At 72.0% G+C, this 21,757-nt stretch carries 22 protein-coding genes; 4 read left to right on the forward strand and 18 right to left on the reverse strand.

The annotated features are described in order from the left end of the window. Nucleotides 1-101: 101 nt before the first annotated feature. Nucleotides 102-797 carry an ester cyclase gene (locus KUM49_RS03585; protein ID WP_217235182.1) on the forward strand — a complete coding sequence of 232 codons (696 nt, stop codon included), beginning with the start codon at nt 102-104 and terminating at the stop codon, nt 795-797. 83 nt (nt 798-880) lie between these two features. Here the strand turns inward: KUM49_RS03585 and KUM49_RS03590 are convergent, their stop codons facing one another. From KUM49_RS03590 to KUM49_RS03610, 5 genes are all read right to left on the reverse strand, one after another. Continuing rightward, nucleotides 881-1,120 (reverse strand): hypothetical protein, encoded by a 240-nt coding sequence (locus tag KUM49_RS03590; protein WP_217235183.1) that lies wholly within the window; start codon nt 1,118-1,120, stop codon nt 881-883. A 185-nt stretch (nt 1,121-1,305) separates the two neighbouring features. Next, nucleotides 1,306-2,931, reverse strand: coding sequence for a chaperonin GroEL (gene groL, locus KUM49_RS03595; protein ID WP_217235184.1), 1,626 nt, complete (start codon nt 2,929-2,931; stop codon nt 1,306-1,308). A 128-nt stretch (nt 2,932-3,059) separates the two neighbouring features. Further along, the gene (gene groES, locus KUM49_RS03600) at nt 3,060-3,368 is read right to left on the reverse strand and encodes a co-chaperone GroES (RefSeq protein WP_171145943.1); all 309 of its coding nucleotides are present in this window, start codon (nt 3,366-3,368) and stop codon (nt 3,060-3,062) included. Between the two features lie 282 nt (nt 3,369-3,650). Further along, nucleotides 3,651-4,457, reverse strand: a complete 807-nt coding sequence (locus KUM49_RS03605; protein ID WP_217235185.1) for a polysaccharide deacetylase family protein — start codon at nt 4,455-4,457, stop codon at nt 3,651-3,653. After that, nucleotides 4,454-5,350 (reverse strand): polysaccharide deacetylase family protein, encoded by an 897-nt coding sequence (locus tag KUM49_RS03610; protein WP_217235186.1) that lies wholly within the window; start codon nt 5,348-5,350, stop codon nt 4,454-4,456. Before KUM49_RS03610 ends, KUM49_RS03605 begins: the two co-directional genes overlap by 4 nt. Nucleotides 5,351-5,440: 90 nt before the next feature. On the opposite strand from KUM49_RS03610, the gene KUM49_RS03615 reads away from it, so the two are divergent. Next, on the forward strand, nt 5,441-6,610 hold the full coding sequence (locus tag KUM49_RS03615) for a class I SAM-dependent methyltransferase (RefSeq protein WP_217235187.1): 1,170 nt from the start codon (nt 5,441-5,443) through the stop codon (nt 6,608-6,610). A 1-nt stretch (nt 6,611) separates the two neighbouring features. Here the strand turns inward: KUM49_RS03615 and KUM49_RS03620 are convergent, their stop codons facing one another. The 5 genes from KUM49_RS03620 to KUM49_RS03640 form a co-directional block, all read right to left on the reverse strand. After that, nucleotides 6,612-7,892: an RNA polymerase sigma factor gene (locus KUM49_RS03620; RefSeq protein WP_217235188.1), complete on the reverse strand. Its 1,281-nt coding sequence runs from the start codon at nt 7,890-7,892 to the stop codon at nt 6,612-6,614. A 52-nt stretch (nt 7,893-7,944) separates the two neighbouring features. Then, entirely contained in the window at nt 7,945-8,301 is a 357-nt protein-coding gene (locus KUM49_RS03625; RefSeq protein WP_217235189.1) for a YciI family protein, read from the reverse strand. 137 nt (nt 8,302-8,438) lie between these two features. Next, nucleotides 8,439-9,500, reverse strand: a complete 1,062-nt coding sequence (locus KUM49_RS03630) for an LCP family protein (RefSeq protein WP_217235190.1) — start codon at nt 9,498-9,500, stop codon at nt 8,439-8,441. 93 nt (nt 9,501-9,593) lie between these two features. Next, on the reverse strand, nt 9,594-10,940 hold the full coding sequence (locus KUM49_RS03635; RefSeq protein WP_217235191.1) for an endo-1,4-beta-xylanase: 1,347 nt from the start codon (nt 10,938-10,940) through the stop codon (nt 9,594-9,596). 119 nt (nt 10,941-11,059) lie between these two features. Then, the gene (locus KUM49_RS03640; RefSeq protein ID WP_217235192.1) at nt 11,060-12,127 is read right to left on the reverse strand and encodes a LacI family DNA-binding transcriptional regulator; all 1,068 of its coding nucleotides are present in this window, start codon (nt 12,125-12,127) and stop codon (nt 11,060-11,062) included. Nucleotides 12,128-12,250: 123 nt separating this feature from the next. Between KUM49_RS03640 and KUM49_RS03645 the strand changes: the two genes are divergently transcribed. Then, complete coding sequence (locus KUM49_RS03645) at nt 12,251-14,560, forward strand: glycoside hydrolase family 3 N-terminal domain-containing protein (RefSeq protein ID WP_217235193.1); 2,310 nt, start codon at nt 12,251-12,253, stop codon at nt 14,558-14,560. Nucleotides 14,561-15,153: 593 nt separating this feature from the next. On the opposite strand, the gene KUM49_RS03650 is transcribed toward KUM49_RS03645, so the two are convergent. The 4 genes from KUM49_RS03650 to tsaB are packed head-to-tail and all read right to left on the reverse strand — an operon-like array spanning nt 15,154 to nt 17,681. Beyond that, nucleotides 15,154-15,411, reverse strand: coding sequence for a hypothetical protein (locus KUM49_RS03650; RefSeq protein WP_217235194.1), 258 nt, complete (start codon nt 15,409-15,411; stop codon nt 15,154-15,156). Continuing rightward, nucleotides 15,408-16,493, reverse strand: coding sequence for a tRNA (adenosine(37)-N6)-threonylcarbamoyltransferase complex transferase subunit TsaD (gene tsaD, locus KUM49_RS03655; protein WP_217235195.1), 1,086 nt, complete (start codon nt 16,491-16,493; stop codon nt 15,408-15,410). Before tsaD ends, KUM49_RS03650 begins: the two co-directional genes overlap by 4 nt. Beyond that, nucleotides 16,486-17,028 (reverse strand): ribosomal protein S18-alanine N-acetyltransferase, encoded by a 543-nt coding sequence (gene rimI, locus KUM49_RS03660; protein ID WP_217235196.1) that lies wholly within the window; start codon nt 17,026-17,028, stop codon nt 16,486-16,488. Before rimI ends, tsaD begins: the two co-directional genes overlap by 8 nt. Further along, nucleotides 17,025-17,681: a tRNA (adenosine(37)-N6)-threonylcarbamoyltransferase complex dimerization subunit type 1 TsaB gene (gene tsaB / locus KUM49_RS03665; RefSeq protein ID WP_217235197.1), complete on the reverse strand. Its 657-nt coding sequence runs from the start codon at nt 17,679-17,681 to the stop codon at nt 17,025-17,027. Before tsaB ends, rimI begins: the two co-directional genes overlap by 4 nt. Before the next feature lie 114 nt (nt 17,682-17,795). Here tsaB and KUM49_RS03670 point away from each other — a divergent pair, with 114 nt between their 5' ends. Further along, nucleotides 17,796-18,350 carry a hypothetical protein gene (locus KUM49_RS03670; RefSeq protein WP_217235198.1) on the forward strand — a complete coding sequence of 185 codons (555 nt, stop codon included), beginning with the start codon at nt 17,796-17,798 and terminating at the stop codon, nt 18,348-18,350. Between the two features lie 15 nt (nt 18,351-18,365). Here KUM49_RS03670 and KUM49_RS03675 read toward each other — a convergent pair whose 3' ends face one another. From KUM49_RS03675 to alr, 4 genes are all read right to left on the reverse strand, one after another. Further along, nucleotides 18,366-18,536 (reverse strand): hypothetical protein, encoded by a 171-nt coding sequence (locus KUM49_RS03675; RefSeq protein WP_217235199.1) that lies wholly within the window; start codon nt 18,534-18,536, stop codon nt 18,366-18,368. A gap of 162 nt (nt 18,537-18,698) precedes the next feature. Next, nucleotides 18,699-19,211, reverse strand: coding sequence for a tRNA (adenosine(37)-N6)-threonylcarbamoyltransferase complex ATPase subunit type 1 TsaE (gene tsaE, locus KUM49_RS03680; RefSeq protein WP_217235200.1), 513 nt, complete (start codon nt 19,209-19,211; stop codon nt 18,699-18,701). Further along, complete coding sequence (locus KUM49_RS03685; protein ID WP_217235201.1) at nt 19,177-20,433, reverse strand: alpha/beta fold hydrolase; 1,257 nt, start codon at nt 20,431-20,433, stop codon at nt 19,177-19,179. The genes tsaE and KUM49_RS03685 overlap by 35 nt, the downstream gene beginning before the upstream one ends. A 129-nt stretch (nt 20,434-20,562) precedes the next feature. Then, nucleotides 20,563-21,732: an alanine racemase gene (gene alr, locus KUM49_RS03690; RefSeq protein WP_217235202.1), complete on the reverse strand. Its 1,170-nt coding sequence runs from the start codon at nt 21,730-21,732 to the stop codon at nt 20,563-20,565. Nucleotides 21,733-21,757 lie beyond the last annotated feature (25 nt).

A 21,757-nucleotide genomic window follows, 5' to 3' on the forward strand; every position in this document is an offset into this window, starting at 1 on the left:
AGCTCATGGCGTCATGATGCCAAACCGGCAGGAGGCGCCGAGGGGTCCTGGTGGGAGAATGGTGTTGTTCAGCCGGACCCAGGGGGGCCGGAGGCGGTGTCATGACGTTTGTACAGCTCATCGACTGCAGGACCAGCCGGTTCGAGGAGATGAATCGGCTGATGGACGCCTGGGTCGAGCAGACCCGGGGGAAGCGGACCGCGACGCACGCGGTGGTGGGGAAGGACCTGTCGGACGCGTCGCACTTCGTGGAGATCGTGGAGTTTCCGTCGTACGAAGAAGCGATGCGGAACTCGAATCTCCCCGAGACCGAGCGGGTCTTCCGCGAGCTGGTCGCCCTGTGCGACGGGATGCCGACCTTCACCGACCTGGACGTGGTGCGCGACGAGCAGCTCAACCGCGGGGTCGCGCGGGAGTTCTTCGTGGATGCCGGGCGGGGCGAGGCTGAGGGCATGTTCGAGCGGTTCACGGACGACTACGTGGATCATGATCCCGCCAATCCGCAGGACCTGGGCCTGCGCGGGGCGCGCGAGGAGTACGCCGGCTGGCGGCGGTCCTTCGACTTCTCGTTCCGGGTGGACGACCAGGTCGCCGAGGGGGACCGGGTGTGCACGCGGTGGACCTGGACGGGGCGCCACAAGGGCGAGTTCCTGGGGATCGCGGCCACCGGGCAGGAGGTCGCCATGACGGGGACGACCTGGCACCGGTTCCGGGACGGAATGATCTGCGAGGGCTGGTGGCAGTACGACCGTGCGGGTCTGCTGGAGCAGTTGGGGGCGGTCACTCAGACCCCGTGACCCGCGAAGGGGAAAACCCCCGCTCCCTTCGGGGAGTGGGGGTTCCGTCTGCCGCCTCATCTCGCCCCGCCCTGATACATGGATCAGATCTCCGGTTCGAGCACCGTCAGCCGCAGCAACGCAGCGACTGCGGGCACCGTGGGGACGGCGTACCACCACCGGTGCAGCCACTGTGCCCTGACGAACATCCACGTCAGCAGGGTCAATACGAGCGAGAGGGCCAAGCCGATACCGGCCGCGACGCCGGAATTGGTGACGGCTTGCCGGTCCCACGGGCCGTCCGGCTCGACCATGTAGGACGTGAGCACGACATAGCCCGTCACCAGAGCTCCAAGAGCGACCACTACTGCGCACACGGCGGCGGCGATCCAGCTGGAGGATCTCACCCTCCGGCCCTCGCGCACGTCCGCCGTCGGGCTGGAACTCGTTTGAGCGCCTCCTAGGCCCCGCACACACGCCGAGGCCCGGCATCCTCGCGGGGTGCCGGGCCTCGGTGGTGTGCCGTGCCTTAGTGGGAGTGGCCGTGGGAGTGACCCCCGGCGGCCGGCTCCTCTTCTTCCTTCTTCTCGACGACCAGGGTCTCGGTCGTGAGGAGGAGGGAGGCGATGGAGGCGGCGTTCTCCAGGGCGGAGCGGGTGACCTTGACCGGGTCGATGACGCCGGCCTTGACCAGGTCGCCGTACTCGCCGGTGGCGGCGTTGAAGCCCTGGCCCGCCTCGAGCTCGGCGACCTTGGAGGTGATGACGTAGCCCTCCAGGCCGGCGTTCTCGGCGATCCAGCGCAGCGGCTCGACGACCGCGCGGCGGACGACCGCGACACCGGTGGCCTCGTCGCCGGTCTTGCCGAGGCCGCCCTCGAGCACCTTGGCGGCGTGCACCAGAGCGGAGCCACCACCGGAGACGATGCCCTCCTCGACCGCGGCGCGGGTCGCGGAGATGGCGTCCTCCAGGCGGTGCTTCTTCTCCTTCAGCTCCACCTCGGTGGCGGCGCCGACCTTGATCACGCACACGCCGCCGGCCAGCTTCGCGAGGCGCTCCTGGAGCTTCTCGCGGTCCCAGTCGGAGTCGGTGTTCTCGATCTCGGCCTTGATCTGGGCGACGCGGCCCGTGACGTCCGCCGAGTTGCCGGCGCCGTCGACGACGGTCGTGTCGTCCTTGGTGACCGTGACGCGGCGGGCGGAGCCCAGCACGTCCAGGCCGACCTGGTCGAGCTTGAGGCCGACCTCTTCGGAGATGACCGTGGCGCCGGTGAGGACCGCCAGGTCCTGCAGCATCGCCTTGCGGCGGTCACCGAAGCCGGGGGCCTTGACCGCGACCGCGTTGAAGGTGCCGCGGATCTTGTTCACGACCAGGGTCGACAGGGCCTCGCCCTCGACGTCCTCGGCGATGATCAGCAGCGGCTTGGAGGCACCCGCCTGGATGACCTTCTCGAGCAGCGGCAGCAGGTCCTGGATCGAGGAGATCTTGCCCTGGTTGATGAGGATGTAGGGGTCCTCGAGGATGGCCTCCATGCGCTCCTGGTCCGTCACGAAGTACGGCGACAGGTAGCCCTTGTCGAAGGCCATGCCCTCGGTGAAGTCCAGCTCCAGACCGAAGGTGTTGGACTCCTCGACGGTGATGACACCGTCCTTGCCGACCTTGTCCATCGCCTCGGCGATGAGCTCGCCGACCTGCGAGTCCTGGGCGGACAGCCCGGCCACGGCGGCGATGTCGGACTTCTCGTCGATCGGGCGGGCGGTCGCGAGGAGTTCCTCGGAGACGGCCTTGACCGCGGCGTCGATGCCCTTCTTCAGGGCGGCCGGGGAGGCACCCGCGGCGACGTTCCGCAGGCCCTCGCGCACCAGCGCCTGGGCGAGCACGGTGGCGGTGGTGGTGCCGTCACCCGCGATGTCGTTGGTCTTGGTCGCCACCTCCTTCACCAGCTGGGCACCGAGGTTCTCGTACGGGTCGTCGAGCTCGACCTCGCGGGCGATGGTGACGCCGTCGTTGGTGATGGTGGGGGCGCCGAACTTCTTGTCGATGACGACGTTGCGGCCCTTGGGGCCGATCGTCACCTTGACCGTGTCAGCGAGCTTGTTGACGCCGCGCTCGAGGGCGCGACGGGCGTCCTCGTCGAACTTCAGGATCTTCGCCATGGGAGCGTGAGCCCTCTCGGAAATCTAGGTGAAATTAGCCGCGCCCCCGGCGCCCGGCTCATGTGATCGCGGGGGGCCAGGGGCGCAGCTCAAGCAATGTGCTTCGCGGTGAGGCGAAGCGAGGTGAATTACTTCTCGATGATCGCGAGCACGTCGCGGGCCGAGAGGACGAGGTATTCCTCGCCGTTGTACTTCACTTCGGTGCCGCCGTACTTGCTGTAGAGCACGATGTCGCCGACGGCGACGTCGAGCGGAAGACGGTTACCGTCCTCGAAGCGGCCCGGGCCCACGGCCAGGACGACGCCCTCCTGGGGCTTCTCCTTGGCAGTGTCCGGAATGACCAGGCCAGAGGCGGTGGTCTGCTCGGCGTCGAGCGGCTGGACCACAATGCGGTCCTCGAGCGGCTTGATGGCAACCTTGGAGCTGGTGGTCGTCACGATCCGACCTCCCCCTTCGGAGATCTCACGGGGTTAACTGTCTGAGGTGGCGACCAGGTGGATCCGTCGTCGCGGGTGCCGGACCTGCCCGTCGCTAGTTGGCACTCTCCAGGGGGGAGTGCCAGGTCCGAGACTATGACTGTGATTAGCACTCGGTCAAGCGGAGTGCCAATCCCGTGCGGCGCGGCGGCGAGGTTTGCCCCCGGCGTTCGCCCTCGGGGCGCCTGCTGCGGATGCCTTCCTCGCGTCGGCCGTGGCCTGCACCGGCACCGGAAAGCCGGCCTAGACGTAGTCCTCCAGCCGTCCCACCGTCAGCCCTCTCCCCTGGATCTCCCCCAGTACTCGGATGGTCCGTTCCGTCAGCGTGTCGTCGGTCGGCTCACCCGAGGGCACCGAGACGATGTCGCCCGGCCGCAGGCGGCTCGCGCCCTCGGTGAAGGCCAGCTCGCCGTTCGCCGCCGAGGCCCGCCACAGGACGACCGCCGAGAGGCCGCAGTCGGCGGCGGCACGCAGGGTGGTGGCGTCGTACGTGCCGTAGGGCGGGCGGAAGAGGCGGGGGCGGATACCGAAGCGGGAGCGGAGTTTGTCCTGCTGGCCGCAGATCTCGGCGCGCTGTCCGGCGTACGGCAGCCCGCGCAGCGCGGGATGGTCGAGGGTGTGGTTCTGGATGCTCGCGCCGACCGACCGGAGGCGGGCGAAGTGGCCGTATCCCGGCCCGACGACACTGTCCGTGAGGAACATGCTGACCGGGAGCCGCAGTTCACGGACCAGGTCGACGAAGCGCGGGTCCTTCTCGGCGCCGTCGTCGTAGGTGAGGAAGACGACCCGGTCGGGGGTGCGGACGCGGTCGAGGACGGGCGGGAGGCCCGGGCGCGCGGCGGCGGGCCGGACGGCCGGCTTCGGGGCCGGACGCAGCGGGGCCGCGAGCCCCCATCGGCGGTACGGCCGCTCGCCCACGCCTTCGGGACCGTACGACCCCGCCCGCTGGGCCGCCTTCTCGCCCGGCCGTTCGGTGGGGGCGACGGACTGGGCGCAGCCGGTGAGGAGGGTGGCGGCGAGGACGCCGGCCGTCAGCGCCCGCCACTTCACAGGTAGTCCTCCAGGCGGGCCACGGCATACCCCTCCTTGGTGATCTTGTCCAGGAAGCGGCGGATCATGTCCGGCATGGTGCCCTTCCAGATCTCCGGGCCCCGGAAGTGGCTGAGGACGATGTCGCCGGGGCGGATCTCCCGGTCCCACTCGCGGTACTCCCAGCGGTCGACGAAGATCTCCTCGTTCCACAGGGGCGCGTACTTGATGCCGCAGGACGCGGCGGCCCGCAGGGTGGCCTCGTTGTAGTTGCCGTAGGGCGGGCGGAAGAGGGTGGGGCGCCGGCCGTAGCGCTTCTCGATCACGTCCTGCATGCCGCAGATCTCGCGCTTCTGGCGGGCGTACGACAAACCGGGCAGGTAGGGGTGACGGAGGGTGTGGTTGTTGAGGGCGACCCCGGCGTCCTGCATCTTCTTGAAGTAGCCGTAGTCCTCCTTGATCAGGTAGTCGCTGAGGAAGGCGGTGTACGGGATCTTCAGTTCGCTCATCATCCGCAGGAACGCCGGGTCCTTCTCGGCGCCGTCGTCGATGGTGAGGAAGACGATCTTCTGCTTGGTGGGGACCGTCGTGAAGACCGGCGGCAGATCGGCGTGGCCGTCCACCTCGAAGCCCTTGCGGGTGGTGATCGTCGGTTTGACGGCAGGCGGGCGCGGGGGCAGGAGCGGGACCGTCCTGAGGCCCCAGCGTTTCGCCGCCGCCACCCTGGCCTGGTGCGCGGCCCTCAGTTTGGCCGCGCCCCCCTCCTTCGCGCGCTGCTGGCCGAGGGCCGGCCGCACCTCGGCACCGCCGCCCTGCGCACAGCCGGAGAGGAGGGCCGCGACGGCGAGCACGGCGATACCGGGCCGGACCGTCACCGCTGACCGTTTTTTGTATGCTTGTCCTACTGTTCGCATGGTGCCGGATCCTCGCAGGACGCCGCCGCGAACCCGGGCCGACACCGCCACCGGAGGCACACCGTCCACCGACTGGCCCACAATGATCCGGTGAACGACCTTGCCCCCCTCCTCACCCCCGAGGGCCGCGCCCTCCTCGACGCGGTGCGCGGCACCGCCCCCGCCGACGAACTCGCCGTCGCCACCCGGCTGCGCCGCGAGCACCCCGCCGAACTGGTGTCGGCGGCGCTCGGGCAGGCGCGGCTGCGGCAGCGGGCGGCGGCGAAGTTCGGGGCCGAGGACGCCGGGCGGATGTTCTTCACGCCGAACGGCGTCGAGCAGTCGACCAGGGCGAGCGTGGCGTCGTACCGGGCCGCGCGCTTCCGGGCGCAGGGCGTGCGGTCCGTCGCCGACCTGTGCTGCGGAATCGGCGGGGACGCGATCGCGCTCGCCCGGGCGGGAATCAGGGTGCTCGCCGTGGACCGGGACCCGTCGACGGCGGCGGTGGCCCGCGCGAACGCCGACGCGCTCGGGCTGGCCGACCTCATCGAGGTGCGGGAGGCGGACGTCACGGAGGTGGAGACCGCCGGCTGCGACGCCGTGTTCGTCGACCCGGCGAGGCGTGGCGGGCGCGGCCGGATCTTCGACCCCGAGGCGTACTCGCCACCGCTGTCCTGGGCCGTCCAGGCCGCCCGTACGGCGTCCCGCGCCGCCGCGCTGAAGGTCGCCCCGGGCATCCCCCACGAGGCCGTCCCCGCCGAGGCGGAGGCGGAGTGGATCTCCGACGGCGGGGACGTCAAGGAGGCGGTGCTGTGGTTCCGCACCGAGCCGGGGGCGGTACGGGCGACCCTGCTGCCGGGCCCGCGGACGCTCCTCGGCCGGGGCCTGCCCGACCCCCGGGTCCGGCCCGTCGGCCGGTACCTGTACGAGCCCGACGGCGCCGTCATCCGCGCCCACCTGGTCGCCGAGGTCGCCGAGGAGCTCGACGGCGGGCTGATCGACCCCACGATCGCCTACATCACGGCCGACGAGCGGCACGTGACCCCGTACGCCTCCGCGTACGAGATCACCGACCGACTGCCGTTCAACGTGAAGAAGTTGAAGACCCTGCTGCGGGAGCGCGAGGTCGGCATCCTGACCGTGAAGAAGCGGGGCTCCGCGGTCGAGCCGGAGGAACTGCGCCGCAAGGCCCTGCCCAAGCAGCACGGGCCGAACTCGGCGACCGTGTTCATGACGCGGGTCGCCGGGGCGCCGACCATGCTCGTCGGGCACCCCGTCTGACTCAGGAAGCCCCGGCCTCGGCCGCCCGCCTCAGCAGCAGTTCCCGTTCCCGCGTGTTGTGCGTCAGCTCCGCCGCCCGCAGGAACTCCGCCCGCGCCGGAGCCGTACGGCCAAGACGCATCAGCAGATCGCCCCGCACGCTCGGCAGCAGGTGGTAGTCCCGCAGGGCAGGTTCGGCGGCCAAGGCGTCGACGATCTCCAGCGCCGGGCCCGGGCCGTCCGCCATCGACACGGCGACCGCGCGGTTGAGTTCGACGACCGGGGAAGGGGCACGGGCGGCGAGCAGGGCGTACAGGGTGGAGATCGTCCGCCAGTCGGTCTCCTCGTAGGAATGCGCCATCGCGTGGCAGGCGGCGATCGCGGCCTGGAGGGCGTACGGGCCCGGGGCGCCCGTGGCTTCGGCGCGGCCGAGGGCGGTGATGCCGCGGGCGATGAGCATGCGGTTCCAGCGGCGGCGGTTCTGGTCCTTGAGGAGGACGGGCTCGCCGTTCGTGCCGGTACGGGCCGCGGACCGGGACGTCTGGAACTCCAGCAGGGCGGTCAGGCCGTGGACCTCGGGTTCCTTCGGCATCAGGGCGGACAGCACGCGGGCCAGCCGCAGGGCGTCCTCGCACAGGCCCGGGCGCAGCCAGTCGTCGCCGGCCGTGGCGGCGTAACCCTCGTTGTAGATCAGGTAGATGACGTCGAGGACGGAACCGAGGCGGGCCTCGCGGTCGGGGCCGTAGGGGACCTCGAAGGCGATGTTCCTGGCCGCCAGCGTCCGCTTCGCGCGCACGATGCGCTGGGCCACCGTCGCCTCGGGCACCAGGAACGCGCGGGCGATCTCGGGCGTGGTCAGGCCGCCGAGCAGACGCAGGGTGAGGGCGGTGCGGGCCTCGGCGGACAGGACCGGGTGACAGGCGGTGAAGACGAGGCGGAGCAGGTCGTCGTCGATGTCCTCGGGGTCGGCGGGCTCCTCCGGCGGGACCGCGTCCGTGAGGTCCCGGCCGATCTCGGCCAGCTTGCGGGTGTAGTTCTCCCGGCGCCGGATCAGGTCGACGGCGCGGTGCCGGGCGGTGGCCGTGAGCCAGGCGCCCGGGTTGTCGGGGACACCGTCGCGCGGCCACTGTTCGAGGGCCGCGACCAGCGCGTCCTGGGCCAGTTCCTCGGCGATGCCGACGTCCCGGACGATGCGGGCGACGCCCGCGATGATGCGGGGCGACTCGATCCGGAAGACGGTTTCGACGGCTCCGCGCGGGTCTTCTGCGGCTCCGCGCGGGTCGGCGGTGGGCTGTGGTGTCACAGCCCACCATCAGACACCCGCACCGGCGTGCCGCCAAACGCTCAGCCGACGCTCAGCCCTCGGCGATCTCCCGCACCTCGCACGTCACCGTCCAGTGCTCCTCGTGCACCTTCAGGAACCGCTTGGTCCACTCGATCGCCTCGGCCTTGTCCTTGGCCTGGACGATCGCGTAGCCGCCGACGACTTCCTTGGCCTCCGTGAACGGCCCGTCCGTGACGGAGAGCTGCCCGCCCTCCCAGCGCACCCGGCTGCCCTGCGCGGTCGGCGTCAGCCCGGCGGTGTCCAGCAGGACCCCGGCCTTCGTCATCTCGTCGATCAGCTCGCCCATCCGCTGCATCAGCTCGGGGCTGGGGCCCTCGGCGGGGGCGGTGGACTCGTCGATCTGGACCAGGGAGAGATAGCGCGGCATGGTGCCCGCCTCCTCGTGTCGTGGACCGGGCTGTTCCCGGCCTCTCACCCCTGCGTCGATCGGGCGGCACCCGGATCGACAGGGCCGAGGAAGATCTTCGAGGTTTTCTCACGTGGCCGCTCAGCGCAGCGATTCCCTCAGCGCAGCGATTCCCACAGCTCGCCCGCCTCCGGCTCCTCCGCCACCACCCGGTTGCGGTCCGAGGGTGCGGTCACCACCGGCATCGTCACCGTCGTCACCTGGTCCGCCGACAGACGCTTGAGGCTTTCGCCCAGGCGCATCAGCTCGGTCAGGGAGTCGAGGCCGGTGTCCGTGGTGAGGCTGCCGGTGACCGCGTCGGCGACCCGGTACAGCTTGGCGGGGTCGGACAGCAGGTTCGTCGAGGAGATCTGTTCCAGCAGGGCCTTCACCAGCATCTGCTGGAGACCTATGCGGCCGAGGTCGCTGCCGTCGCCTATGCCGTGCCGGGTGCGGGCGAGCGCGAGGGCCTGGTCGCCGTCGAGTTCGTGGGTGCCGGCCGCCAGCTTCAGGTGGCTGTCGTCGTCGTCGATGTCCTGGTCCGTGGTGACGGTGACCCCGCCGAGCGCGTCCACCAGCTTGGTGAAGCCCGCGAAGTCGATCTCGATGTAGTGGTCCATGCGGACGTCGGTGATGGACTCGACCGTCTTGACCGCGCACACCGGCCCGCCCACCGCGTACGCGCCGTTGAACATCGAGTTGTACGCCACCGCCGTCGTCCCCCCGGACGACCGCGGGCAGGACGGCCGGGTGACGAGCGTGTCGCGGGGGATGCTGACCACGGTCGCCGTCGTACGCCCCGCGTCGAGGTGCACCACCATCGCCGTGTCGGACCGGGCGCCGGAGCTGTCGCCGCCGCCGAGCTTCTGGTTCTCCTCGCCGCTGCGCGAGTCCGAGCCGAGGACCAGGATGTTCAGCGCCTCGGTGGGCGGCGGGGAGGCGGTGGCCGACGCGGAACCGGACGGCGTCGGTGTCGTCACCGCCTTCGCGGGGCGGTCGTCACCAAGCGCGTTGTTGATGTCGACGCTCTTGATGTTGCTGTTGAGGTGCCAGTAGGCCCAGCCCGCCGCGGCGGTACCCAGCACCAGTGCGCCCGCGAGTGTGAGACCGGCGGCCTTGAGCGCGCTCGACCGCCGGCCCCTCCGTCTGCCCTCGTCGCCGTTCTCTTCACGTCCGGTCACGGGAGGAACGTAAGTCCGAATTATTAGGAGAATGTTAGGGACGGGATCGAGGGACGGTTTTCTTCGGAAAATCTCACTTTTCTCAGGGCAGTCTCATCCCAGTGTCACCACCGGCACCGGATTGCTCCCGCTCCACGACGAGTTGAACCCGAAGGTGACCGACCCGCCGTCCGGAACCGTCCCGTTGTAGGAGGCGTTGGAGCAGCTGACCGCCGTACCCGTCTGGGTGCAGGTCGCGTTCCAGGCCTGGGTGATCCGCTGGCCGGCGCCATACGTCCAGCCGACCTTCCACGACGACAGCGCCGCCCCCGAACAGGCGATCCGCACCTGCCCGGTGAAGCCGGCGTTCCACTGACTGGCCACGCTGTACGTCGCCGTGCAGCCCTCTGTGGACTGGCTGCCGCCGAGCGCCTGAGCGATCGCGTGGTACGCCGGTTTCGGCGCGTAGTTCTCGTCGTACGGCGTCGCCGCGCCCTGCCCCGGGAAGGTGTCCGGGATCCAGGAGTCGGAGTCGGTGAAGCCCCACACCGTGACGCCGACGCACCGGGCCACCGCCACGCACGCGCCGACGACCGCCCTGTAGTCGGCGGCCTGCTGGGTCAGCTTCGCGTTGTCGGACGGCAGCTGCATCCGGATGTCCAGCTCGGTGATCGCCACGTCCACGCCGAGGTCGGCGAAGCGCTGGATGTTCTGCTGGAGCGTGGACGGCACCTGGCCGACGATGAGGTGGGCCTGGAGGCCGACCCCGTCGATCGGGACGCCGCGCTCCTTCAGGGACTTGACCAGGTTGTACAGGGCGGTGCTCTTCGCGTTGACGCCCTCGACGTTGTAGTCGTTGATGTAGAGCTTGGCGGCCGGGTCCGCGGCACGCGCGGCGGTCAGGGCCTGGGCGATGTAGTCGGCGCCGAGGCCGTTGTACCAGAGGGTCTGACGGTAAGTGCCGTCCTCGTTGAACGGCTCGTTGACCACGTCCCAGGTGGCCAGCCGGCCCTTGTACCGGCCGACTTCCAGCGCGATGTGGTCGTTCATCAGCCGGCTCAGCTGGGCCGCGGTCCAGGTGCCGTTCGTCAGCCAGCCCGGGTTCTGGCTGTGCCAGACCAGGGTGTGGCCGCGCACCTGCTGTCCGTTGGCCTCGGCGAAGGCGACGATCTGGTCGGCCTCGGCCCAGTTGAAGGTGCCCTGGGCCGGCTCCACCGAGCCCCACTTCATGGCGTTGCCGGGGGTGAGGGCGTTGAACTCGCGGGCAGCGGTGTCGCCGTACGTCCCGGTGAGTTTGGAGCCGGTGACCGCCGTGCCCATGACCTTGCCCTTGGCGTCGGCGAGGTCGCGCAGGGGTGTGTCGGCGGCGTGCGCCGGGGGCGCCGCGACCAGCAGCGCGCCGAGCAGGGCGACGCCGCTGAGCAGTGATGTGAGGGTTAAGCCCGATCTCAGAGATCTCATTGCGGGTGCCTCCGAAAGTTTCGGTCGAACAACCGATTGGCTTCGGAGCAGTGTGGGGTGCGTCACCACACCGGTCAATACGGAAACAGGCCTCCCCGCAACCTCCACACCCGCACGCCTTACCCCGTGGGCGGGGTCCCGGTACTGGCCCGCACCACCAGACTCGTCGCCAGCTCCACCCGGGTCGCCGCCGACGTCGCGCCGGCGTCGCGCCCGAGGTCGAGGACCAGCCTGGCGGCCGCCTCCGCCATCTCCGTCAGGGGCTGTCGTACGGTCGTCAGCGGCGGTCCCACCCAGGGCGCCACCGGCAGGTCGTCGAAGCCGACCACGCTCAGGTCCTCCGGGATCCTGAGCCCCAGCTCGCGCGCGGCCTCGTACAGCCCGAGCGCCTGGAGGTCGTTGCCGGCGAAGACGGCGGTGGGCCGGTCCGGGCGGCGCAGGAGCTCCAGGCCGCGCCGGTAGCCGGCCTCGTGGTGGAAGTCGCCGGCCGCGATCAGTCCGGGGTCGACGGGCAGTCCGGCGGTCTCCAGGGCGGCCCGGTAGCCGTCGATGCGGGCGCGGCTGCACATCATCCGGGACGGTCCGCTGATCGCGCCGATCCGGGTGTGCCCGAGCTCGACCAGATGCCGGGTGGCGGCGAGGCCGCCCTGCCAGTTGGTGGCGCCGATCGAGGGCACGTCGGCGCCCGGGTCGCCCGCCGGGTCCATCACCACGAACGGGATGGAGCGGCTGCCGAGCAGGGCGCGCTGGGACTCGTCGAGCCCGGACAGTACGAGGATCACGCCGTGCGGCCGGCGGGCGGCGACCTGGTCGGCCCAGGTCCGCCCCGGGGTCAGCCGCCCCGCGCTCTCACTGAGCACCACACTCAGCCCGGCGTCCCGCGCCACGTTCTCCACGCCACGGATGACCTCCATCGCCCAGGCGCTCTCCAGCTCGTGGAAAACCAGGTCGATCAGGGGCGAGCGGCTCGCCTCGGCACGCCGGCGCCGGTAGCCGTGCGCGCGCAGCAGGCCCTCCACACGGCTGCGGGTCGCCGGGGCGACATCGGCACGTCCGTTCAGGACCTTCGAAACTGTCGGCGCCGAAACGCCGGCCTCGCGGGCGATCTCGGCGAGCGTCGCGGTCTGCGCGGATCGTCCGGCCGTCGGGGCTGTCGTCCGGGTTTCTGCGGGCTCCGGGGGTGTCATGGCGGCGATCGTATCCCTGCGCGACCTCTTGACGAACCCCTCTCACCGCCCTAGGTTCCCAAAACATTCGACTTACATCTCGAAACATTCGCGAGAGGGCCATCGACCCCCGACAGGAGTTACATGACCACCGCCCCCTGGCGTGACCCCGCCCTGCCCGCCGCCGCCCGCGTCGACGACCTCCTCCCCCGGATGACCCTGGAGGAGAAGACCGCCCAGCTGTACGGCGTGTGGGTGGGCGCCGCCACGGACGGCGACGGAGTCGCCCCCCTGCAGAGCGAGATGACCACCGACTACGACTGGGACGAGCTGATCACCCACGGCCTGGGCCAGCTCACCCGCCCCTTCGGCACGGCCCCGGTGGACCCGGCGCTGGGCGCGCAGGCACTGGCCCGCGCCCAGCGCCGCATCGCCGACGCCGGCCGGTTCGGCATCCCCGCGATCGCCCACGAGGAGTGCCTGGCCGGTTTCACGGCCTGGCAGGCCACCGCCTACCCCGTCCCGCTCGCCTGGGGCGCGGCCTTCGACCCCGCGCTGGTCGAGGAGATGGCCCGCCGCATCGGCGAGGACCTGCGCTCGGTCGGCGTCCACCAGGGCCTCGCCCCGGTCCTGGACGTCGTACGGGATCCCCGGTGGGGGCGTGTCGAGGAGACCATCGGCGAGGATCCGTACCTGGTCGGCACGGTCGGTGCTGCCTACGTCCGGGGCCTCGAGTCGGCCGGGATCATCGCCACGCTCAAGCACTTCGCCGGGTACGCCTCCTCGGCGGGCGCCCGCAACCAGGCTCCCGTGCGCGCGGGTGTCCGCGAGTTCGCCGACGTGGTCCTCCCGCCGTTCGAGATGGCGCTGCGGGAGGGCGGAGCCCGCTCGGTGATGGCCGCGTACACCGACACGGACGGCGTCCCCGCCTCGGCCGACCCCGGCCTGCTGACCGGACTCCTGCGCGAGCAGTGGGACTTCACCGGCACGGTGGTCGCCGACTACTTCGGCATCGGCTTCCTGCAGACCCAGCACCGGGTGGCGGGAACCGAGGCGGAGGCGGCGCATGCGGCGCTGTCGGCCGGCGTCGACGTGGAACTGCCGACACTCAGGTGCTACGGCAAACCGCTGCTGGAGGCGGTCAGGGCGGGCGCGGTCCCGGAGTCCCTGATCGACCGGGCGGTTCACCGGGTGCTGCTCCAGAAGTGCGAACTGGGCCTGCTGGACGAGGACTGGGACCCGGAGCCGGCCGGCCGCATCAACCTCGACTCGACGGCGAACCGGGCGGTGGCCCGCCGTCTGGCTCAGGAGTCGGTGGTGCTGCTGGACAACCCGGACGGCCTGCTGCCACTGGCCCCCGACACACGCGTCGCGGTGGTCGGCCCGAGGGCGGCGGACGCACTGGCGATGCTCGGCTGCTACTCCTTCCCCTCCCACGTCCTCACACAGCACCCCGAGGTGCCGACGGGCGTGGACATCCCCACGCTCCTGGAGTCCCTGCGGGCCGAACTCCCGGACGCGAAGGCGGCGTTCGCGGAGGGCTGCGGGGTGTCGGACCCGGACACGTCCGGCTTCGAGGAGGCGGTGGCACGGACGGCCGAGGCGGACGTCTGCGTGGCGGTACTGGGCGACCGGGCGGGCCTGTTCGGCCGCGGCACCTCGGGCGAGGGCTGCGACGCGACGGACCTGCGGCTGCCGGGCGTCCAGGCCGAGTTGCTGGACACCCTGGTGGCGACCGGCGTCCCGGTCGTCCTCGTCCTGCTCACCGGCCGCCCGTACGCCCTGGGCCGTTGGGAGGGCCGGCTCGCCGCCGTCGTCCAGGCGTTCTTCCCCGGCGAGGAGGGCGGCCCGGCGGTGGCGGGAGTGCTGTCGGGCCGCGTGAACCCGTCCGGCCGGCTGCCGGTCAGTGTCCCGCGCGTCCCCGGCGGCCAGCCGTGGACGTACCTGCAGCCGCCGCTGGGCCTGCGCGCGGACGTGAGCAACCTGGACCCGACACCGCTGTACGCCTTCGGACACGGCCGCTCCTACACGGAGTTCGTGTGGGAGGACTTCCAGGGCGGCCCGGCCTCGGAGATGGACACCGACGGGACGTACGACGTGTCGGTCACGGTCCGCAACGCGGGCGACCGCGCCGGCGCCGAGGTCGTCCAGCTGTACCTGCACGATCCGGTCGCCACGGTCACCCGCCCCGACGTCCGCCTGATCGGCTACCGGCGCCTGGAGCTGGAGCCGGGCCGGTCCTCGCGGGTCACCTTCCGCTTCCACCCGGACCTGTCGGCGTTCACCGACCGTTCCGGCCGAAGGGTCGTCGAACCGGGCGCGCTGGAACTACGGCTGGCGGTCTCCAGCGCGGACGTACGCCACACGTCCCGGCTGACCCTCACGGGACCGGTGCGGGTGCTGGGTCCGGACCGCAGGCTGCACTGCGAGACGGAGGTGTCGGGCGTGGACTGACCTCGGCCGCCACGTCCGCCATGAGCTGAGGACGTGCCATCGCCACGGCGGCCGCGCAGTCCGCCGCGTCGGAGGCATGGCGGGCGCCGAGGCGGGGCGTGCTCGGCGCCGATGCGGGGGCGCGTGTTGGCCTCCCCGGCGGAGCCACGGTGACCGCCGAGGCGGGGGCATGGTCCGCGCCACGCAAAGCACGGTCGGCGCCGGGCGTGCTCGGCGCCGCAGCCGGGGCGCGTGTTGGCCTCCCCGGCGGGGGCATGGTGGCCGCCGGGGCGGGGCGCGCTCGGCGCCGAGGCGGAGGCATCGTCGGCGCCAGGCGTGCTCGGCGCCGCAGCCGGGGCGCGATGACCGCCCCGGCGGAGCCACGGTGACCGCGAGGCGGAGGCATCGTCGGCGCCAGGCGTGCTCGGCGCCGCAGCCGGGGCGCGATGACCGCCCCGGCGGAGCCACGGTGACCGCCGAGGCGGGGGCATGGTCCGCGCCGGGAAGAGGGCACGACGAGGCAGTCGCCGCCGCGGCGACCGTCCGCACGGTCGTGCCGGACATGCGCCGCCGAGGACCCGGCACCACCCCCTGGAAGCAGTCCTGCGCCCCCGTCAGCCCGCGTCCACCGACTCGAACCGCCACCGATGCACCGGTCGGCCGGTCAAGTCACCGCCGGGTTCGGGAAGTTCGGGCAGCTCGGCGTCGTAGGCCGCGTCCCACCACGTGATGACGAGTACCCGGTCCTGCGGGGCCCGGAAGGTCTCCCGGCGCAGCGGCGCCCCGGGCAGTTCCTGCCGTTGTGCCCAGGCCAGCAACTCCTCGCCGCGCCCTTCGGCCGCCCGCGCCTCCCACATCAGCGCGACCGTCATGAGTACAGGTTCCCGTTGCTGACCTCGTGGACGTGGTCGTGCCCGGGGACGTGCGGTTCGGTCACGGGAAGGGACGAGTCCGCCGACAGGTCCCAGCTCGACGCCGGCCGGTTCCGCGCCACCATCTCCGCGCCCAGCGCGGCCACCATCGCCCCGTTGTCGGTGCACAGCTTGGGCCGCGGGACGCGCAGCCGGATTCCGGCCGCCTCGCAGCGCTCCTGGGCCAGCGCCCGCAACCGGGTGTTGGCGGCCACACCTCCGCCGATCATCAGGTGGTCGACGCCCTCGTCACGGCAGGCCCTGACCGCCTTGCGGGTCAGCACGTCCACGACCGCCTCCTGGAAGGAGGCCGCCACGTCCCGCACCGGCACCTCCTCCCCCGCCGCCCGCTTCGCCTCGATCCAGCGGGCCACGGCCGTCTTCAGCCCGGAGAAGGAGAAGTCGTACGCCGGGTCGCGCGGCCCGGTCAGACCGCGCGGGAACGCGATGGCCGACGGGTCGCCCTCCTTCGCGTACCGGTCGATGACCGGGCCGCCCGGGAACCCGAGGTTGAGCACGCGCGCGATCTTGTCGAAGGCCTCCCCCGCCGCGTCGTCGATGGTGGCGCCCATCGGCCGTACGTCGGAGGTGATGTCCGAGGAGAGCAGCAGGGACGAGTGGCCGCCGCTCACCAGCAGTGCCATCGTCGGCTCCGGCAGCGCCCCGTGCTCCAGCTGGTCCACGCAGATGTGCGAGGCCAGGTGGTTGACGCCGTACAGCGGCTTGCCGAGCGCGTAGGCGTACGCCTTCGCCGCCGAGACGCCGACGAGCAGGGCGCCCGCGAGCCCCGGACCGGCCGTCACGGCGATGCCGTCCAGGTCCCTCGCCGAGACCCCCGCTTCCTTCAGCGCGCGGTCGATGGTCGGCACCATCGCCTCCAGGTGCGCCCGGGAGGCGACCTCCGGCACGACCCCGCCGAAGCGGGCGTGTTCGTCGACGCTGGAGGCGATGGCGTCGGCCAGCAGGGTGGTGCCCCGGACGATGCCGACGCCGGTCTCGTCACAGGAGGTCTCGATGCCGAGGACGAGCGGTTCGTCAGCCATGGATCTCGGTTCCTTGTACGCCGTTCACGGAGGTGGAGGGGGAGGGGGAGGCGGAGGTGGAGGGGCCGTTCAGTTTCATCACCAGGGCGTCCACGTTGCCCGGCTGGTAGTAGCCGCGCCGGAAACCGATGGGCTCGAAGCCGAAGCGCTCGTAGAGCTTCTGGGCGCGGATGTTGTCGACCCGGCACTCCAGCATCACTTCGGCGCACTCGAAGGCGGACGCGGCCCGCAGCAGCTCGGTCAGCAGCCGTCCGCCGAGGCCGGTGCCCTGGTGGTCGCGGGCGACGGCGATGGTCTGTACGTCGGCCAGGTCTCCGGAGGAGGCCAGTCCGGCGTATCCGACCAGGCGCCCTTCGGCGGTCTCGGCGACGACGTACCGTCGTGTCGCCTCGGCGCCCCGGGAGTGGGCCAGCTCGGACCAGAACATGCCCCGGCTCCAGGCGTCCTCGGGGAAGAGGTCCCGCTCCAGTTCGAGCACGGGGTCGATGTCCCACCAGCGCATCTCGCGCAGTCGAGGTGTCACGGTGCGGGTCACTTGGGGGTGACCACCTTGTAGTTCTTGGGGACCTGGGCGTCGGGGCGGCGCAGGTACAGGGGCCGGGGGGCGGGGAGTTCCCGGCCCGCGGCCAGTCTCTCGACGGCGAGGCGAGCCAGCGCCGCGGCCGACACGTTCTCGGGTTCGTGCGCGACCGGGAAGGTGTCCGGGTAGAGCAGTGCGCCCGCGCCGACGGCCGGCAGTCCGGCCACCTGGCCGGCGATGTCGGCGGGCCGGTCGACGGCGGGGTCGGTGAGGCGGGTGCGGGAGTCGGCGTACTTCGCCCAGTAGACCTCCTTGCGCCGGGCGTCGGTCGCCACGACGAAGGGGCCCTTCTCGATGTCGGCCGCATACGCGAGGCCGTCGAGGGTGCACACGCCGTGGACGGGGACACCGAGCGCGAGACCGAAGGTGTCCGCGGTCATCAGGCCGACGCGCAGCCCGGTGTAGGGGCCGGGGCCGATGCCGACGACGACACCGGTGACGGCGTCGATCGTGAGGCCGGCCTCGGCGAGGACGCGGTCGACGGCCGGCAGCAGCAGCTCGCCGTGCCGGCGCGCGTCCACCTGACTCGACGAGGCGATGACGTCCGTGCCGTCGTGCAGCGCGACGGTGACGGCGGGGGTGGCGGTATCCAGAGCGAGCAAGAGCACGCAAACAGCCTACGGCTCCTGCGACGCGGGCACGGCCGTCCGGGAGGGGTGGTCACCTGCTGCTACCGTCACCGCAAAGCGGGACGTACTACACGAGGCATGAGGTGGACGACGGTGGCAAGTGGCAGCTCGGGAATCGTGGCCGGGCTCACCGTGGCGGCCCTGGCGACGGTCGGCTTCCTCGCCTACCAGGCCTCGGCGAACGTCCCGGCCGGCCTCGGCGGACCGGACACCGGCAGCCCGGCCGCGGCGGCCGCTCTGAAGGCGCCCCTCGGCCAGGAGAACCCCACCGCGCTGCCCGCCGACTCCGGTGAGGGTGAACGGGTCGTCTACTCGCTGGACCGCGACCGGGTGTGGCTGGTCGGCCCGGGCAACGAGGTCAGCCGCACCTTCAAGGTCACCCCGGGGACCGTCGCCCCGGCCCCGGGCACGTACGCGGTCAGGTCCCGCTCGAACAGGATCACCGGCACCGACGGCATCCCCGTCGAACACGTCGTGCGCTTCACCAGCGTGGACGGCGTGGCCATCGGCTTCAGCGCTGCGGTGGACAACCGCGCGCCGCTCTCCCGCCGCCCGGCCAAGACGGGCGGCATCCGGGAGTCCCGTGCCGACGGTGACGCGATGTGGAAGTCCGCGACGATCGGCGTGAAGGTCGTCGTGGTCCGCTAGGGCCGGACGGGGTTCCTAGGCCGCTTTGCGATGCTCGGCGGGCGGCTGGACCGTGCCGGGATCGGGCAGCCGCGGAGGCGTGGAGACCGCGTGCGCGGCGGCGCAGGACGCCAGCAGGTCGCGCATGGACACCCCGGCGACGACCGCGTACGGCCGCGGTTCCGGCTTGTTCTCGATGGCCGACATGGACGCCTCCTGAAGTTCGGGGGCGGGCGTAGTTAGGTAGACCTAACTACAAACTGGATACCATGTGACCACGCACGAGACGTCGAGCGCAACATCTTGCCGACGCCTTGTCGGAACCTTCATCTCCGGCGGCTGCCGTTCACACGAACAGGCGCGGCCGGTTCACGCCGACAGCACGCTCAGGTCCGCCGCCGCCCACCGTTCGCCCAGCCCGGTCAGCGTCACGTGCCGCACCTCGTCCGTGGTGTCTCCGACGGCCCGGTGGATCACGATCTCCAGCCGGTCGTCGGTCAGCTCCTCGACCTTGCCCTCGCCCCACTCCACGACGATCACCGACTCGGGCAGCGAGACGTCGAGGTCGAGGTCCTCCATCTCGTCGAGGCCGCCACCGAGGCGGTACGCGTCGACGTGGACGAGCGGCGGCCCGTCCCCGAGGGCCGGGTGCACCCGGGCGATCACGAAGGTCGGGGACGTCACGGCCCCCCGGACGCCGAGCCCCTCGCCGAGCCCGCGGGTCAGCGTCGTCTTGCCCGCGCCCAGCTCACCGGTGAGCATCACGAGGTCGCCGGCGCGCAGCAGCTTGGCCAGGCGGCGGCCCAGCTCGCGCATCTGCTCGGGGGAGGTGACGGTCAGCTCGGTGTCAGCCGGGTCGTGCGGCGCTGCTGGTGCTTCCATAGCCACCCACGGTAGCTCCTGCGGGTACGGCACCCGCCCGGGTGAGCAGGTCGGCGAGCCGGTCGGTGACCACTTCCGGGTGTTCCAGCATCACCAGGTGCCCGGCGTCCGGGACGAGCACCAGCTCGGCGTCCGGCAGCAGGTCGGCGATGGCCTCGCTGTGCTCGCTGGGCGTGACGAGGTCCCCCACCCCGGCCAGCACGAGCACCGGCAGGTCTGCGAAGTGGACTAGGGCCTCGGTCTTGTCGTGGTCGTTGAACGCCGGGTAGTACTCGGCGACGACGTCGATCGGTGTGCCCTCGATCATCCGCTCGGCGAACCGGACGATGGCCGGGTCGACGTCCCGCGACGCGAACGAGTACCGCTTGATGACCCCGGCGAACAGGTCGGCGGTCGCCCGGCGCCCCTTCTCCACCAGGGCGGCCTGCTGTCCCAGCGCCTTCAGCACGCCGGGCAGCACCCGCCGTACGGCGTTCACGCCCGCCACGGGCAGCCCGAAGTTCACCTCGCCGAGCCGCCCCGACGACGTGCCCACCAGTGCCGCCGCCACCACCCTCTCGCGGATCAGCTCGGGGTACTGGTCGGCCAGGGCCATGACGGTCATGCCGCCCATGGAGTGCCCCACCAGCACGAGCGGTCCGTCCGGCACGGCGGCGTCGATGACGGCCTTCAGGTCGCGGCCCAGCTGCTCGATGCTGACCGGCACGTCGTTCTGCACCTGGGCCACGCCCCGCGCGGACCGGCCGTGGCTGCGCTGGTCCCAGTGCACGGTCCGTACGACGCCCCGCAGGGCGGCGCGCTGGAAGTGCCAGGAGTCCTGGCTCAGGCAGTAGCCGTGACTGAAGACGACGGTGACGGGTGCGGGTGCCTTGCGGCCGAAGAGCCGCCGGCGCCGGGGGCCGAGGGAGGCGGCGGTGGTGTCCGGGTCGACGTCGTCGACCTCGTAGTACAGCTCGGTGCCGTCGTCGGCGTACGCCTTGCCGGGGGTGCCACGCAGCGCGCCGTACGGTCCGGTCGAGTCCAGCGCGAGCCGCGCCTTCTGGCGCATGCCGCGGCCGACGGTGAGCCGCTCTATGGCGACTCCGGCCGCCGCGCCCGCGGCGACCACCCCTATCGCGGCGCCCGCGATGCCGGTCGCCCGGCGCCAGCCGGCGGCCGCCCCCGTGGCGGAGGCGACGGCCGCGGCAGCGTCCACGACGGCCTCCGCACTGCTCTCGCTCACGTAACCGCTCCTCTTCGCCGGACTGCTGGTTCGCTGGGTCGGGTGACACAGGTGTTGCCGGATGGTGCCGGGTGATGCCGGGTGATGCCGGGTGATGCCGGGCGTGCTGTTCTTCCGCGCCCTTGCGGGTTACCCGACTGGTTCCTCATTCACATAGACGCGGGGAACGCGCGTTCCGATCCGGGTGACGATCTCGTACGCGATGGTCCCCGCGGCCTGTGCCCAGTCCTCGGCGGTGGGCTCACCACGGTCACCCGGCCCGAACAGCACGGCGGCCGCACCCGCTTCGGGCTCGTCACCGCCCAGGTCGACGACGAACTGGTCCATGGCGACCCGCCCCGCGACCGTCCGCCACTTGCCGCCGACCAGCACGGGGCCGGTTCCGGAGGCGTGCCGTGGAATGCCGTCCGCGTAGCCGACGGGCACCAGGCCGAGGGTCGTCTCGCCCGGCGTGACGTAGTGGTGCCCGTAACTGACGCCGTGGCCGCCCGGCACGTGCTTGACGAGCGCGACGGACGCCGAGAGCGTCATGACCGGACGCAGCCCGAAGTCGGCGGGGCTGCCGACCTCGGGGCTCGGCGAGATCCCGTAGACCGCGATCCCGGTCCGTACGAGGTCGAAGTGGGCCTCGGGAAGGGTGAGCGCGGCCGGCGAGTTGGCGATGTGCCGCACCTCGGGCCGCACGCCCTGACCCTCCGCGTACGCCACCATCTCCCGGAAACGGGTGAGCTGGGCGGCGATGGAGGGATGCCCGGGTTCGTCGGCGCAGGCGAAGTGCGACCAGAGCCCGGTGATCCGGACCAGCCCTTCGCGCTCGGCCTTCAGCGCCTCTCCGACCAGCTCGGCCCAGTCCTCGCCGGGCTGACAGCCGTTGCGCCCCAGCCCGGTGTCAGCCTTGAGCTGCACGCGGGCGGGAGTACGGGCACCGCGAGCCGCCTCGGTGACCTCCCGAAGGGCCCACATCGCACTCACCGAGATGTCGAGGTCGGCGTCGACGGCAGCCCGCCAGGGCCCGCCGGGTGTCCAGAGCCAGCACATGATGCGGCCGTCCAGCCCGGCGGCCCGCAGGGCGAGGGCCTCCTCGGGCGTGGCCGTACCGAGCCAGGTCGCCCCGGCCCGCACCGCCGCGCGAGCACACGGGACCGCCCCGTGGCCGTACGCGTCGGACTTCACCACGGCCATGACGGCCGCCCCCGCGGCACGGGTACGCAGGCTCCGCACGTTGGCCCGCAGCGCGGCCAGGTCGATCTCGGCGCGGGCCCGCAGCGGTGCGGTCGGGGCAGGTGCTGTCTCAGTCATGGCGCCCCCAGTGTCTCAGAGGGGT

It is taken from the genome of Streptomyces sp. AC555_RSS877, assembly GCF_019049245.1.
In the GTDB taxonomy this organism is placed as follows: Bacteria; Actinomycetota; Actinomycetes; order Streptomycetales; family Streptomycetaceae; genus Streptomyces.